We start from the raw sequence: 15,644 nt of genomic DNA, 5'->3' as shown, positions 1-15,644 counted from the left end.
CCCGGCCGCGTCGATACGCCGGGCGATCGCCCTCGGCGGACCGAGGTCGAGGCGTGGGGCCGAGGTCCCTTCACGGGCGTGGGAACGTACGGCCGATCCCCGGGCCGGTCAATCCCGAACGATCGCAATTGCCTCGCGCCTGGGGGGGCCGATGGGCTTCGGACCCGGGGCCGTCCCGGGCCTTGCGCGGGGGTTCGGGGGGCGGGCTGTCCCCGGGCGTCGCCGGCGCCTTAAGCTAGAAGGGAAGGGGACCTCGGGCGACGGGCAGGCCGGTCGCGGGGTGCCCGGCGGTCGGCGACCTCCTTCGGGGCCACCCGTGAGCCAGCCCGAAGCGTCGACGAACCGCCCCCCCTGGCCGCCGCTGGCCCCGGCGACTCTGGCCCTGATCGCCGGCATCGCGCTCGACCGCTTCGCCGACCCGCTGGGCACCGCCGGATGGGCGGTGATCGCCCTGGCTTGCGGCCTGATCGTGCCCCGGCTCGACCGCCGGAGGCCGCGGCTGGCCTGGGTCTTGGCCCTGGCGGCCTGCCTGGCTCTGGGGGGCGGCTGGCACCACCATCGGTGGTCCGACCGGGCCACGGACGACCTCTCCGTCAGCCTGGGCCCGACGCCCCGGCCCGCCTGGGTTCGCGGCCTGATCCTGGAGCGCCAGGGGTTCCGCCCGCCCGACGCCGGCAGCCGGCCCGACGACCGGGGCTCGACCCGCCTGGTGCTGGAACTGTCGGAGGTCCACGACCGGGGGAGCTGGCAACCCGCCTCGGGGCGTGCCCTCGTCAACGCCCAGGGGGACCGGTCGGACCTGGACGCCGGCTCGCTCGTCGCCGCGGCCGGCTCGCTCTCGACTATCACCCCGCCGCGCAATCCGGGGGAGTTCGACTACCGAGGTTACCTGCGGGGTCAGGGAATCCGCCTTCGGCTCGATGCCGGCGCCGCGGCCGTCTGGCCCGATCCCGACGCGACGGCCCCGGCGACCTGGCCCGGCGAGGCCTGGGGCCGTCGCTGGCTGGGCCGGACCCGGACCTGGAGCGACGCCCTGCTGACCCGCGGGCTCGACCCGTCCGCGGCGCCCCTGGCCTCGGCCCTGCTGCTGGGCCGCCGCGGCGCGATCGACCCCGAGGTCAGCGACGCCTTCGCTCGCACCGGGACGACGCACCTGCTGGCGATCTCGGGCCTGCACCTGCAAGTGCTGGCCCTGGCGCTAGGCTATGGGCTGAGGCTGCTGGGCGTCGGCCGCCGCCGGACCTGGGCGGCGGTCGCCCTGGCGGCGTTGGCTTACGGCGTGCTCGTGGGCCTGGCCCCGTCGGTGCTCAGGTCCGCGGCCATGGTCGTCACCGCCTGCCTGGCCGCGTGCACCGACCGCAAGGGGGCCGCCGCCGGCATCCTTGCGGTGGCCGCGTTGATGACCCTGGCCTGGAACCCATCGGACCTCTTCGACATCGGCTGCCAGCTCTCGTTCCTGGCCGTCGCCGCCATCCTCTGGCTGGTCCCCAGGGCCATCGCCGCGGCCGATTCGCTGGCCCGGCGGCCCTGGCGCATCCCGGTCCTCGGCCGCACGATCGGCGGCCCCTTGAAGCCGCTGGACAGACTCGAACGCTTCTATGAGCCGGCCTGGAAGAGATTGATGCGCCTGCTCGCCCGCTCGGCCTGGGAAGGGGTGGCGCTGTCGACGATCGTCTGGCTGGCGGCGTTGCCGCTGGTGGCCCTGCGGTTCCACATCGTCTCGCCCATCGGCATCGCCTTGAACATCCCCCTGATCCCGCTGACCTCGCTGGCGCTGCTGGCTGCGGGCCTGACGCTGGGCCTTTCGGCACTCTGGATGCCCCTGGGCGTGCCCGCGGGCTGGGCCTGTGGCCTGATGCTGCGGGCCACCGAGGCGATCGTCCGCTGGGGCGAATCGGTCCCCGGCGGCCACTGGTTCACGCCGGGGCCGGCTTGGTGGTGGGCCCTGGCCGCCTACCTGATGCTGGGCCTGGCGATGCTGGCGCGGGGACGGATGCTTCGGCCCGCATGGATGGCCCTCGCCGCATGGGGCGCGCTGGGGCTGGCCTCGACCTGGTTCCCGCCGCGCCCCGTGACGCCCGAGATCGAGGTCCTGGCCGTCGACCACGGGCTGTCGATCATCCTCCAGGCCGAGGACGGCCGCTGCCTGGTTTATGACTGCGGCCGGATGGGCCAGCCCACGGTGGGCCGGCGGGTGATCGCCCCGGCGCTCTGGGACCGGGGCGTCTCGCGGATCGAGGCGGTCTTCCTCTCGCACGCCGACTCAGACCATTACAACGGCCTGCCCGACCTGATGGACCGGTTCGAGATCGGCGAGGTGGTCGTTCCCGTCGGCTTCGACTCCGGGGGTGCCCCCGAGGTCTCGGCCCTGCTCGATTCCGTCCGGGCCCGAGGCATCCCCGTCCGCGAGTGCTCGAGCGGGGCTTCGGTGAACCTGGGGTCGATGGCCCTGGACGCGGTGCACCCGCCGGTCGGCTGGCCCGAGTCGTCGCGGGACAATGACCGGAGCCTGGCTCTGGAGGTTCGGCTGGGGGGGCTGCGACTGCTGCTGACCGGCGACCTGGAAGGGCCGGGGCTGACCGAACTGGCCCGGAACGCCGCTCCAGGCTACGATGCCCTGGTCGCGCCGCATCACGGCGGGCGGACGGCCAACCCGCCCTGGTTCTACGACTGGGCGAGGCCGGCCGTCGTCCTCGTCAGCCAGCGCGAGCCGGCCCCGGGCGCCGCCGACGCCCTGTCCATCCTGGACGGCCGAGGCATCCCGCTCTGGCGGACCTGGCAACGCGGCGCCCTGCGGGTGCGGCCGGCGGCGACGATGGCGACGAGATCGGGGTCGGGCGGCCTGGCGGTCGACGGCTGGCTGGAACGGGGCGGGACGGGGCCGGATCCATGAGCAGCGTCTACGCATCCATGTTCGCCTTGTCGTTTGCCTTGTCGCCGACGGGCCTTTTCGTCGGGATGCTCGGCCTGGCCGTCGGCCTGGGGCTCGCGGCCTGGCTGGTCGCCGTCGAGTGGGGGGCCTGGGCCCTGGTCAGCCCGTCTCGCCGGTACGTCGGCCATCACCCCGAGCCCCACCCCTGGGAGTCGGTCGAGGACGTGGCCCCGGACGGCTCGAAGCTCTCGGGCGCCTGGCGGCTGGCCGGCACCGACCGGGCGGCGATCCTGCTGCACGGATTCGGCGAGGACCGGGCCGCGATGCTCGGCCGGGCCGACGCGCTGGCCGAGGCTGGCTGGAGCGTGCTGGTCGCCGACAATCGCGCCATCGGCCGCAGCGGCGGGGCCTTCGTCACCTTCGGCGGGCGGGAAGTGGCCGACCTGCGCGGCTGGGTCGACCTGGTCGCCGGTAAGCTCGATCCAGCGGCCCGGGTTGCCCTCTGGGGCCGCTCGATGGGGGGGGCCAACGCCGTGCGGGCCGCCGCCTCCGACCCACGGATTGCCGCCCTGGTGCTGGAAGCCCCCGACCCCGACCTCTCGCAGACCCTGGCCCGGCTGTTGCGTAGCCGCCGCCTTCCCGGCTCGCTGGCCCGCCCCATGCTCCGCCGCGCGGGCCGGCTGGCCCGTGTGCCCGTGGGCCGGAGCGCACCGATGCTGCTGGCCCCGCAGCTTTCGATCCCCGCCTGCGTGATCCACGGGGCCAACGACCCCCTCGTCCCCTCCGCCGAGGCCCGCCGACTCGCCGATGCGTTCGCGCGGCCCGCCCTCTACCTCGAAGTGCCGGGCGCCAGGCATTCCGACGTCTTCGAGGTGGGCGGGCCCGAGCTTGCCGCCACGGTCGTCGCCTTCCTCGAAAACGCGGTCGCGAATCATCCGTCAGGCGTCTGACGCCCTCGTGTGGTCCAGCATGTCCATCAAGGGGGGCCCCTTGAAACGCTTGCGTTCAACCAGAACCCAGGCCAGCGCCAGCGCCGCGATCCCGCCGCCAACCACCCGGTAGGCCGCCGTGTCATTGGGCGGGGCGATGCCCGCGGCGATCAGGAGCAGACCGCCCAGCACGCTCAAGGTCGCCAGCGGCTTGAACCAGCGCCCCACCGTCCACGGCCCCATCGCCGTCCAGGTCCGCCCGTGCGCGAGCAGGCCGGCCGAGATCGGGATGATGTACGACAGATAGATGAAGATGATGCAGACCGAGACGATCGACGAATAGACTCTCGTCGAGACGGTGAACGCGATCGCCGCCGTCGAGGTCGTCCAGATCGCCACCGAAGGCGTGGCGAACCGGGGGCTCACCCGGCGCACCCAGGCGTTGCCAAACGGCAGGCCGCCGTCGCGGGCGAAGGCGAAGGCCATCCGCGAGGTCGACGTCACCGCCGCCAGGCCGCAGAGATACTGCGCCACGGCGATTCCCGCGAAGAACGCCAGGGCCAGGCCACGCGGCATGATCTTGGCGATGGTCCAGGCGAAGGCCCCCTCGCCATGCTCGACCGCCTCGGCCAGGCTGGGCATGGCCAGCACCAGTGCGCTCAGCATGATCCAGCCGAACAGGCAGGAGACCCAGACCGATCGCATGATCCCCCGAGGTACCGCCTCCGCTGCCCCCACTGTTTCTTCCGCCGCGTGCGCCGAGGCGTCGAAGCAGGTGATCGTGTACGCGGGCAGCAGCAGGCCCAGCACGAACAGCCAGGCCAGGTTGTCGGTCCTGGGCCAGACCGGGGCCTCGGCGGGCAGGCCGCTGAAGTTGGAGAAGGTCACCAGCCGCGACCAATCCCAGCTCGGGGCATAGGCCAGCAACGCTACCGTCAGCGTCATCGTGACGAACAAGATCAGATATCCGCTGGCGTCGATCAGCCGCGAGGTCAGGCGGATTCCCCGGTGGTTGAAGCCTGCCTGGCTCAGCGTGATCGCCGCGACCAGCAGGCCCCGCGCCATGACTCGCTGGCCTTCGCTCCAGCCTGCGGGGTCGGCATCGCCGCCGATGGTGGGGCCGACCGTGTTGAGCAGGAACAAGGCACAGCCCGCGTTGACCGAGGCCGTCGCGGTGATCAGGCCCGCCAGGTTGAACCAGGCCGTCGCCCAGCCGCAGCCGCGCCCGCCCAGCATCGACGCCCAGTGATAGAGCCCGCCGCAGGTCGGGAAGGCCGAGGCAAGCTGCGCCATCGACGCGGCCACGGCCATCGAGAACAGGCAGGAGACCGCCCAGCCGATGCCGATCGCCGCCCCGCCGGTGGCGCAGAGCCCCAGGTGCAGCGACGTGACGCACCCCGAGAGGATGCAGATCACGGCGAACGAGATGGCGAAATTCGAGAACGCCGAGAGCCGCCGGGCAAGCTCCTGCTTGTACCCCATGCGTCTCAGCGTCTCGATGTCGGCGCTCGCCTGCCTCGCCTCATCCTCCGCCACCGCGGCGGCCTCCAGGTCTACCATCGACCCGGCCACGAGTTCCGCCTCGGTCATGCGTCGGTCTCCGCCAGCGACCTTCGAATGGCCCGGACCACCTCGCCCGGTTCGTCCCCCTCGATGTCCGACCACTGGCCGAAGACCAGGATCGTCCGCCTGGGAGTCCGCACGCACCGCGTCGAGCAGGCGTTGACCATATCCAGACTGATGAATTCAATGTCGTACCCGATGCCCGGGAACCCCGCGAACGTCTCCGTGACCGGCGTGGCATCCAGCGCGGGATACTCATCCCGCAGCGCCTCCACGGCCGCCTCGGAGACCTCCTCGATCGTGGGCATGGTGTCATCGACCGTGATGATCGCGAACGCCGGCCCCTCGGACGATTGCAGGGCAATCGTCGTCACGGGCCCTTCCTGGCTGTCCTCGATTTCCCAGTCTTCCGGGTACTCGAAGCGGATGCCGTTGTCGTCGTAGAAGTTGACTGCCATCGTTTCATCCGGTTAGAGACGATTGATTCGTGGATCGGTGCCGGTCGCCGCCGTATCAGGAGCATGGCCTGGCCTTCGGCGTCCTGGCGACCCGATGGCATCCCCTGCAACGGTTGAACTCGCCCCGCCCGTCCTGGGGTCGCGGGTGCCGACCATCGAGGTCTCGCCGATTTTCAGGTCGGCGATCGCCAACATCCTACCAGCCAGGCCGGAACCGTCCAACGTGCCGCGATTGGAAGGCTCGTCGGCCGGATGGTACGATGGTTTGGCGGCGAAGTGGCCTCGGGCGAGGGGCGGAAGGTTGCCAGCGGAGCGAGCGTTTCCATCATGCGCGTGTTGTCGGGAATCCAGCCGTCCGGGGCCCTGCACATCGGCAATTACTTCGGCGCGATCCGCCAGTATGTCGAGCTGCAACGCGGCAATGAGGCCTTCTACTTCGTGGCCAACTACCACGCGCTCACCAGCGTCCGCGACGCAGGCAAGCTGCGCGGGTACGTGTTCGACGTGATCGTCGACCTGCTGGCCTTGGGGCTCGACCCCGAGGTGGCCACCCTGTTCGTCCAGTCGGACGTGCCGGAGACGGCCGAGCTGGCCTGGCTGCTGACGACCGTCACGCCCATGGGTTGGCTGGAGAAGTGCGTCAGCTATAAAGACAAGGTGCAGCAGGGGTTGCCCTCCGATCACGGGCTGTTCGCCTACCCCGTGCTCCAGGCCGCCGATATCCTGCTGTACGACGCCGACCTCGTCCCGGTGGGCCAGGACCAGAAGCAGCACCTGGAGATTACGCGGGACATCGCCGAGCGGTTCAACCACGTCTACGGCGAGACGTTCCGGCTGCCCAAGCCTTACATCCTGGACGCCTCGGCCGTGGTCCCTGGCCTCGACGGCCGGAAGATGTCCAAGAGCTACGGCAACACGATCGAGATCTTCGACGAGCCGGCGTTGATCCGGAAGAAGGTCAAGAAGATCGTCACCGACAGTACCCCGGTGGAGGCCCCCAAGGACCCCGCCACCTGCCCCTTGTTCAGCCTGTACAAGCTGTTTGCAAGTGCCGACGACCTGACCGACGTGGACCGGCGCTACCGCGAGGGGGGGATCGGCTACGGCGAGATGAAGACGCGGCTTGCCGACTCGATCATCGCCGCTTTCGACGAGCCTCGCGCCCGCAGGGCCGAGTGGGTGGCCAATCCGTCTCGCGTCGCCGAGGTGAGGGCCGCAGCCGCCGAGCGGGCCCGCAAGACCGCCCGCCCGGTGCTCGACCGCGCCCGGGCCGCCTGCGGGGCCGACTGATCGGCCGACGACCTCTTCGAAAGGAAACGACGCATGCCCGGGGCGGTGCCCCGGGCATGCGTCGAGCTTCGGGCGGCCCGCTCGTCCGGGTCAGTTGTCGTCTTTATCCTTCTTCAGGGCTTCGATCAGCCGGTCGAGCTTCTTCTCCATCTCGGCCAGCCGCCGCTCCTGGTCGCCGGACGGCGCCTTCACGTCCGCGGGCGGCACGGGGGGCACCGGGGGCACGGGAGGGACCGGCGGCTCGGGCCGGCGGAGGTTGCGGGCGTCGCGTCGTGCCTTCTCCTTCGCCTGCTGCTGCTTCTCCCTCAGCTGCTTCCTCTCCTTGTTGCCCTTCTCCTTATCCTTCTCGGCCTTGGCCTTGTCGTCGTTGCTCTTCTCCTTGTCCTGCTCGGCCTTGGCCTTTTCGTCTTCCTTGCCATCCTCGCCGATGACCACGACGTCCTTGCCGTCGAGCGGGTGGCCTTTGATGGTGACCGCCCCGTGGCCTTCCTGGCCCGACAGGGTGGACGTCGTTTCGCCGGAATCGATCCGGAACATCAGGTTGAACTGGGGATGACCTTGCAGCTCCGCCAGCTTCTTGGCGGCGGCGGCCAGGGCCTTCTCGGCCTGCTTCAGCTCGCCGCGGGCCTTGTCGACCTCGGCCTGCTTCTCCGGGCTGAGGGGCTTGCGTCGCTCTTCGCGATTCTTCGCCCGGAGTTCGAGCGATTTCTGACGCAGCTCATCGAGCTTCTTGCGGTCGATGCCTCGGGTCTGCTCCCGCACCTTCTCTTTGAACTGCTTGATGTCGGGGTCGCCCGCCTCGTCGTCCTCCTTCGCGGTTTCGAGCTGCGAGTTCAGGCTCTTCAAGGCGCTGTCGCCCAACTCGAGGGCCTTGGCCTGCATCGACTCGGCCAGGGCCTCGGCCTGCTTGCCCAGCTTCTCGCCCAGGGCTTCGGCCTCGGCGCCGGCCTTCTCGGCCAGGGCTTCCGCCTTCTCGGCCAGGGCTTCGGCCTGAGCCTCGACCTGCTCGGCGATGACCTCGACCTGGGCCTCGATCTTGGCGGCGATGGCCTCGGCCTGCTCCTCGATCTTCGAAGCCTCGGCTTCGGCCTTCTCGGCCAGCTTCTCGGCCTTTTCGGACAGCTCCTCGGCCTCGGCCGCTTCCTTCTTCGCCTTGGCTTCGACTTCCTTCTTGGCCTCATCGTCGTCATCGGCGACGGCGGTGAAGTTGAACGCCAGGGGGACGGCGCGGAACTCGGGGGAATCGGCGGCCGAGCGGGCCGCGGTGGGGAGCAGCGGCAGCAGCGCGACGGCCAGGCCCAGGACGGCCAGGCGGCCGGCCGGTGTGAGGCTTCGCGGCGGGGCACCGTTGACGAGCATGGTCAGTCTCTCCTTTAGGTCATCGACGGGCCCGGCTCCGCTGGCGGCCAGCGGGACCACGGGCCTGGACTCGGACAGGAAATCGACGGTCTCGATCAGGGCCGTCGCATACGATCGGGCGGCGCCCGGAAGGGCCCAGACGACCCAGGCGTCGCAGCATTGCTCCTCGGCCTGGCGCAACGCACGTCGCGCCCACCAGGCCACCGGATGCCACCAGTAGATGGCCGTCGCCAGCAGTTCCAGCAGCCGGACCCAGTGGTCCCGGCGTCTCAGGTGGGCCAGCTCGTGCACCAGCAAGGTGTCCCGCTGGAGGTCGTCCAGCCGGCCCCACAACCCCGAAGGGACGATCACCCGCGGGGCCTCGCCGAACGCCCAGAGCAGGGGGGAGACCGCCCCCGGAATCACCCAGACCTTGGGCCCTTGCCTCAGGCCCAGGGAATGCGCCAGCGCGTCGGATCGGGCCTGGACGGCCTCTGGCGCCGGGCTCGCCAGCCTCAAGACCCGGCGGAAGCGCCGGACCCGCGTCGCCGCGCAGACCAGCCAGGCGGCCGAACCCGCCCCCCAGGCCAGGGCTACGGCCAGCCGCCAGTGAGTCGCGGCCGCCGATTGCAGCCGGGGCCAGATCGGTCGCGACGTCGGGACGGGGATCGGTGTCGGAATCGGTGGTGAAACCGGGGCGGCGGGCGCCTCGGTCACTTCAGTCACCTCGGTCTCATCCACGTCCGCCGAGAACTCGGCCGGCAGGCCGACCAGGACGAAATCCGCAGGCTCGGAGCTGATCGGAGCCGCCTCGGCCGGCGCCGCCATCGGTTGGGCCACCAGAGGGCTGGCCACCTCGACTTCCACGGCGGCTGGCTTCGCGGCCAGGTACGTCGGCCACGAGAGCGGCACGCTCACCAGCGGCGGGGTCACCAGCTTGAGCAGGACCAGCAGCCAGGCGCAGTGCGCCCAGGCCGGCCTGCCGCCCAGGCGACCCACCAGCCAGGCCACGATCGCCAGCAGCGCGACCGCCGCGGCGTTGCCCAAGCCCGCATCCACGATCGTCCGCATGGCCAGCTCCCGTCGCACGACGATAGACAGAATGTCTGAAAGGAAGGTAAGACAAATCATCTGACACGTCAAGCATCGGCTGACCGGAAATTCGCCCCGGGCTTGCCAATCTTGGATGAGGGCCGGGGGAAATCCGTCGGATTGACCGAACCCCGGATGGCGGTCTATCATCTAACGAGCGGCTGCGTCCCCCGATCGTGGGGCGGCGCGGCCTTCGAAGCGCGGACATTCCGAGCCAAGGGGCCGATTTCAGCGATGACCGACCTGCGATCCCTCGACCTTCGACTTCGGTCGACCCTCGGCCTCCTTGGCCGGGCCTGGTCTTAGGGTTCGCACGCGGCCGCTAATCGGCTCGACGAGATGCGAAGCCCCGAGACCCGCCCCAAGGCGTGGTCCTCGGGGCTTCTTCGCATTTCCAGGGAGCGGCAACGCGGCGGCGCGGCGAGAGCCCGCTGTTGGCGATGCCCAAGAGCAGCAGCCAAATGGGAGATTCGGACGATGGCCCAGGATGACAGTCGGATCTTGATCTTCGACACCACGCTGCGCGACGGCGAGCAATCGCCCGGGGCGAGCATGAACATCGCCGAGAAGGTCGAGCTCGCCCGGGCGATCGCGGCGCTCGGCGTCGACATCATCGAGGCCGGCTTCCCGATCGCCTCCCCCGGCGACTTCGAAGCCGTGCGGGCCATCGCCGCCGAGGTTACCGACGCCACCGTCTGCGCACTCGCACGCAGCAACGACCGCGACGTCGACCGCGCCTGGGAGGCGATCCAGTTCGCCCAGAAGCCGCGGATCCACGTCTTCCTGGCCACCTCGGCGATCCACCGCGAGCACAAGCTGAAGATGTCCCGCGAGCAGGTCATCGAGCGCGCCGTGGCCAGCGTCACCCGCGCCAAGGGCTATTGCGCGGACATCGAGTTCAGCCCCGAGGACGCCGCACGCACCGAGATCGACTTCCTCTGCGAGGTCGTCGAGGCCGCCATCGCCGCCGGCGCCACCACGGTGAACATCCCCGACACCGTCGGCTACGCGGTCCCCAGCCAGTACGCCAAGGTGATCCGGACCCTGTTCGAGCGGGTGCCCAACATCGGCAAGGCGGTCGTCAGCGCCCACTGTCATGATGACCTGGGCATGGCCGTGGCCAACACCCTGGCCGCCTGCGAGGCCGGGGCACGGCAGGTCGAGTGCACCATCAACGGCATCGGCGAGCGCGCCGGCAACGCCGCGCTCGAAGAGATCGTCATGGCCCTGAAGACCAGGTCCGACTATTACGGCCTGACCACCAACATCAAGACCGAGCGGCTCTACCCGGTCAGCCGGATGCTGACGACCATCACCGGCCTGGCCGTCCAGCGCAACAAGGCGATCATCGGCCGCAACGCGTTCGCCCACGAGGCGGGCATCCATCAGGACGGGATGCTGAAGGAGCGGACCACCTACGAGATCATGAGGCCCGAGGAGGTCGGCGTCCCCAAGACCGACCTCGTCCTGGGCAAGCACTCCGGCCGCCACGCCCTGCGCGACCGCGTCGAGGAACTGGGCTTCCACCTGTCCGACGCCCAGCTGGAAGAGGTCTACACCGACTTCAAGGTGCTGGCGGACAAGAAGAAGGAAGTCTACGACGAGGACCTGGTCGTCCTGATCGAGAAGCGGATCCAGAACGTCCAGCCCCTCTGGGAGCTGGTCAGCCTGCACACGACCTCGGGCACCAATCTCCTGCCGACGGCCACCGTCTGCATCAAGCGGCCCGACGGCACCCTGGTGCGCGACGCGGCCATCGGCGATGGCCCGGTCGACGCCATCTTCAAGGCCGTCGAGCGTGTCACCGGCGTGCGGGCCGACCTGCGCGAGTTCTCGGTGCGCGGCGTGACCCAGGGTAAGGACGCGCAGGGCGAGGTGACCCTGGAGCTGTCCGTCGAGAGCGGCGACCGCGCCTTCCGCGGCCGCGCGGCCTCGACCGACATCATCGAGGCATCTGCTTACGCCTACCTCAACGCCGTCAACGCCATCGCCAGCCACCGAGACCGGACCGTCCCCCGCGAGGTCATCGGCCGACCGGGCGCCGGCGCCTGAGGCAGGGGCTCGATCGAGCTTGCCGATGTGTGAGAGCGGTTCTCGGTTGCTGGTCGCATCCAGTCGATCGAGAACCGCTCGCGTCGGCCGGGATCGACGGGCCCCGGCGATTCCGAGCCGGCCAGGATCGTGGCGAAATCGGAGTCCTCACAACGGCTCCACCTCGCCCGGTCACCCTATTCCCGTGGACGATCCGGCTTCGATCGGAATGGATTGCCGACGACTTCTCGAAGGAGCGGTGCGGGCAAGAAGAGCCTGTATCTCTCGATGGACTCCTTCGGCTTGATGCCGGGGTAGCACATCGCCATATCGGCGAAGTAGGCCGCATGCTTCAGCAAGCGGTGTGGCGACAGGTCGTCTTCTGGCCTCGGCGAGTGGATCATTGCTCCAAGGTCATCGGGGGGAATCCGCGAGACTTCGTTGCACCAAAGCGCAATCAACTCGGGTTCCAAAGCTTGGTCGATTTTGAAGGCCGCACCTTCGGCCAGCCATTCCGCCTGCCCGAGTTCGGCTCGCGTCGCCAAGCCGTCGACAAACCGTTCCGCGACCTCGACGCCCGCCCGGCTCGCCTCTTGGGGCAGGAGGCGCCAGATCCTCCGGCAGCAGGCCAGGCAATAACGCTGCAAAATCCGGTCCAGGTCGGCCTCCTCGCCGCTCCACTTCTGGCGGAACCATTTCAGCATCAACGAGACGTCATCGGACCGTAACCATTGCTCCTCAGTCATGCTCACGACGGGGCGCGAGGGGTCCCGAACTCCCCAGCAGTCGAATAAGGCGTGTGCCGACGTACGGATGTCATCCCAGAGGAGCAGGACCTCCGCTGCCGGCGAGTGCCCCCACGCTTCGAAGGCATCGCATGCCTCGATGGTCGAGCGGAAGGTCGCGATCTCTTCAGGTCCGCTGCACCACGCCATCATCCCGTGGAAGTCGCCGGCAATGGCCGGCGGACCGATCTTGAAGAGAAGGGTAAAATCGGACGTTGCGGCGCCCTGGGAGTCACCGGAGTGCGAGCAACACCATCGGAATTCGAACCCCAACTCCTCCCCCCCGTGGCGGGAGACGTTGGTCCAGACGCAGTATAGGCTCTCGTCGGTGGGGTCATCGCCGTAGAAGCGAAGGATCAACTCAAGGCCCGCGTGTGGCGTGAGCGAGGCGACCGCGTCGCCCGACGAGGCGATCAGTCCTTCGAGTCGTTCCCTGGCATCGCCGTGACTCACATGGTTCCCCCTCGCCCTATCTTGTTGATATTTTTGGATCGCTTTGTTTGCATGCGAAGTGCCACGGCTCCGGCGGGCCACCCGTGCTCATCTCCGACGCTCACTAGCCGGGCCATTCGGTCGGATCCCTGACGGGCGCAGGACCGGCCGACGCCACTCCAGGTTGCCGCATGTGGGCACGTGGAACGAGTGAAACGCGAGCCTATGATACCGATCATCGCGAGCGGCTCGGAAGATCGACAAGGCGGAACTTCGGGTGTCGTCTGTTTGCGTCTTCTGCAACAGCCATCAACGCCCGACCATTGCTGGGACCGACCCGTCCGCGAAAATGCTCGCCTAACTCTTTAAACCTCGACGGCACAATTGAGGACAGTATCTTTCTTGGCGAGGCCCTATCCTGGTCGGCCGCACCGCCGTCGGGCGGGTCACCTGTTTTGACGTGCTCGGCATGAACCACCCAGAACTGGCCGAGCTTCGCGAGAGACTCATCGCCGAAGGCCGTCCGCCCGTCCCCCGCGAGGTCATCGGCCGACTGGGCGCCGGCGCCTGAGATCCGGGGTGCAATGACGAACGCGGACGGCCCGCGTCTCGACCCGAAAAGGTCAGGGACGCGGGCCGTTCGCATGAACATCAACCGGTTAGACCTGCCCGGGTAGCCGTCAGTCGGTCAGTTCGAAGTTGAAGGTATTCGTCTTGGCGGCCTCGACCTCGCGCTCGAGGCCCGAAGTCTCGGGCATGAAGTACTTGGCAGGGATTAGCGGGTCGCCGCTCCCCTGCATATCTTCCTCCATCATCCGGCCCTTCTTCTTGGCCGGGATGGGCTTGTCGGGCCCGCGCGAGACGACGGAGACCTTGTACTTGCCGGGGACGACGCCGTCGCCCGGGTCGAACGAGGTCAGCTGATAGACGCCCGCGCTGCTGATCTCCCCGCGCCCGGTGCGGCCGTCCCCCTCGACGGGGACGAACGAGACCTCTCCCTCGGCGACGGGCTTGCCCTTGTACGTCACCGTGCCGCCGACCGGCACGCAGCCGTGGTTGCTGCCGCAGCCGACCGTGCCGAGCAAGGCCAACGAGAGTGACAGGGCGATTCGCAATGAGCCTGGCATGGCGTTACGCCTCCCGCGTCTTGCCTGGGACGGTTCAGAAGGAATCGGCCGAGATGACCTCGCCGCCGGCCCGGCTGCCGAGCGCGTTGAAGGTCCGCTGGCTGATCGTGTCCTTGACGAACCGGACCGAGCCGTCGCCCATGCCGACGTTGGTGCCACCGGGATGCATGCTGGCGAAGCCGCGGCCCATCCAGCTCGACCCGTACCACGAGCCCTTGCGCATCGATTGCTGGAGGATCCAGTTGATGGGCAGCGAGGTGCCGTGGGTCGTCCCGGTGCTGGAGAACCAGACCAGGCTGTTCGATCGCGCGATCGTGACGGTGTGCCCCGTCATGATCGTGTTGCTGGTTCCGTCGGTGATGCCCGAGAGCGTCACCGCGCCCGATCGGCTGGTGTAGTCGAACAGGCCGCGATGGTTGGGCCCCGAGCCATAAGCGCCCGTCGGCGTCGGGCAGTCGGCCGCGGGCGTCTCCACGTTGCTCCCCGAGGCGTTGCAGCCGCCGCACCCGTAACGCAGGCCCGAGCCCGCGGCGGCGTAGGCGTCGGTCGGGCCGTTGTTATAGCCGTCGCCGTAGCTGCCCACGTAATGCGTGACGGTCGCGATGTACTGACCGGCCACCACGCCATCCGACGTTGTCGGCCCGCCGGCGCACGGAACGCCCGGCAGGGTCCGGTCATTCTGCAGCGTGGGCGACGAGTCCGAAGGGCAGAAGAAGGCCGCGATGCTCGTTCGCCGCACCGTCGACATCCCGATACACTCCTCGCTGTCGGAGAAGTTGATCGCGTTGTATAGGTTGCTCTGCTCCATCTGAGGCAGGATCGAGGGGATCCAGCCCCAGCCCTTGTGCTGGGTCGTCGCATTGGTGTTGACGTAGAAGCCGCCGGCGTAAGGCAGGCTGCCGAACGAGTCGATGTAGTTATGCAGCGACAGGCCGAGCTGCTTAAGATTATTGGTGCACTGGATGCGCCTGGCCGCCTCGCGGGCGCTTTGCACCGCGGGCAGGAGGAGCGCGATCAGGACCGCGATGATCGAGATCACCACGAGCAGCTCGATGAGCGTGAACGCCCCTCGACGATGACGTCGCCGCATCAGATTCACCCCACGCAGATGTTTTGGAAGGCCGCCGACGCAGAATCGCGAGGCGTCTTTCGTGAAGATTGTGTGAAGAGAATTGATCCTATGTCTCGCGAAGTCAAGGGCAATCCATGGGAACATGCGAGAATGGTTTCAAGCCCTCAAGCCACATCCTCCCAACCGTCAGGGCTGATGGGCATAGGCCTCGTGCTCAGACCGAAGTCGCGACAAGCTTCGCGGCGCTGAAATTCGGGAGCCCAGACGTCCCTGGTAAGCTCGGGGTAAGCACCCCAGGCCAGCAGAGGGGCGTGAAGATAGCAGCAAGTGTCTACTTCGACGGCAAGGGCGAAGCGGCAGTCGTTTCGAGGGTTGTCGCCGGGCCTTGCCGAGCTTCTCCCCGGAAACGGCCCGTTCCATCCGGAATCAAGGCGGGACGATCTCGGCGGCCGAGAAGGGGGCCTGAGCTGAGAATGGCGTCAAGATCGGCGACCTCCTCGCCCCCTTGCAATCGAATGCGAGCTTTGCGGCAACCGATCGAGCCGATGGAGCATGGAATTTTCGGGTTTGGCCGTCTTCTTGCAGACGCTCCTGTCGTTAAGAACTGTAGGTTGGCAAGTCAGCCACGGTAATGTTTGCCGCAGTGGCTTAGGCG

General features: G+C 68.7%; 10 protein-coding genes. 4 read left to right on the top strand and 6 right to left on the bottom strand.

Annotated features, from left to right (window positions below; translation table 11 throughout):
• The first annotated feature begins 316 nt into the window (after nt 1–316).
• Nucleotides 317–2,893 carry a ComEC/Rec2 family competence protein gene (locus EP7_RS27025; RefSeq protein ID WP_463525366.1) on the top strand — a complete coding sequence of 859 codons (2,577 nt, stop codon included), beginning with the start codon at nt 317–319 and terminating at the stop codon, nt 2,891–2,893.
• A complete protein-coding gene (locus EP7_RS27020; protein ID WP_463525365.1) occupies nt 2,890–3,822 on the top strand; it encodes an alpha/beta hydrolase in 933 nt (310 codons plus the stop codon). The genes EP7_RS27025 and EP7_RS27020 overlap by 4 nt, the downstream gene beginning before the upstream one ends.
• Here the strand turns inward: EP7_RS27020 and EP7_RS27015 are convergent.
• Entirely contained in the window at nt 3,811–5,391 is a 1,581-nt protein-coding gene (locus tag EP7_RS27015; RefSeq protein ID WP_463525364.1) for an amino acid permease, read from the bottom strand. The genes EP7_RS27020 and EP7_RS27015 overlap by 12 nt on opposite strands.
• A complete protein-coding gene (locus tag EP7_RS27010; RefSeq protein ID WP_463525363.1) occupies nt 5,388–5,822 on the bottom strand; it encodes a hypothetical protein in 435 nt (144 codons plus the stop codon). The genes EP7_RS27015 and EP7_RS27010 overlap by 4 nt, the downstream gene beginning before the upstream one ends.
• Nucleotides 5,823–6,149: 327 nt before the next feature.
• Here EP7_RS27010 and trpS point away from each other — a divergent pair, with 327 nt between their 5' ends.
• Nucleotides 6,150–7,112, top strand: a complete 963-nt coding sequence (gene trpS / locus EP7_RS27005) for a tryptophan--tRNA ligase (RefSeq protein WP_463525362.1) — start codon at nt 6,150–6,152, stop codon at nt 7,110–7,112.
• Between the two features lie 90 nt (nt 7,113–7,202).
• Here trpS and EP7_RS27000 read toward each other — a convergent pair whose 3' ends face one another.
• Nucleotides 7,203–9,521, bottom strand: coding sequence for a M56 family metallopeptidase (locus EP7_RS27000; RefSeq protein WP_463525361.1), 2,319 nt, complete (start codon nt 9,519–9,521; stop codon nt 7,203–7,205).
• 498 nt (nt 9,522–10,019) lie between these two features.
• On the opposite strand from EP7_RS27000, the gene EP7_RS26995 reads away from it, so the two are divergent.
• On the top strand, nt 10,020–11,594 hold the full coding sequence (locus EP7_RS26995; RefSeq protein ID WP_463525360.1) for a 2-isopropylmalate synthase: 1,575 nt from the start codon (nt 10,020–10,022) through the stop codon (nt 11,592–11,594).
• A gap of 176 nt (nt 11,595–11,770) precedes the next feature.
• On the opposite strand, the gene EP7_RS26990 is transcribed toward EP7_RS26995, so the two are convergent.
• From EP7_RS26990 to EP7_RS26980, 3 genes are all read right to left on the bottom strand, one after another.
• Nucleotides 11,771–12,811: a hypothetical protein gene (locus tag EP7_RS26990; protein WP_463525359.1), complete on the bottom strand. Its 1,041-nt coding sequence runs from the start codon at nt 12,809–12,811 to the stop codon at nt 11,771–11,773.
• 659 nt (nt 12,812–13,470) lie between these two features.
• Nucleotides 13,471–13,917: a hypothetical protein gene (locus EP7_RS26985; RefSeq protein WP_463525358.1), complete on the bottom strand. Its 447-nt coding sequence runs from the start codon at nt 13,915–13,917 to the stop codon at nt 13,471–13,473.
• Nucleotides 13,918–13,951: 34 nt separating this feature from the next.
• Nucleotides 13,952–15,007, bottom strand: a complete 1,056-nt coding sequence (locus tag EP7_RS26980) for a DUF1559 family PulG-like putative transporter (RefSeq protein ID WP_463525357.1) — start codon at nt 15,005–15,007, stop codon at nt 13,952–13,954.
• Nucleotides 15,008–15,644 lie beyond the last annotated feature (637 nt).

The organism is Isosphaeraceae bacterium EP7, assembly GCA_038400315.1.
Lineage (GTDB): Bacteria > Planctomycetota > Planctomycetia > Isosphaerales > Isosphaeraceae > EP7.
The sequence above is the reverse complement of the archived record's forward strand: the minus strand, read 5'-3'. Positions and strand labels throughout refer to the sequence as shown.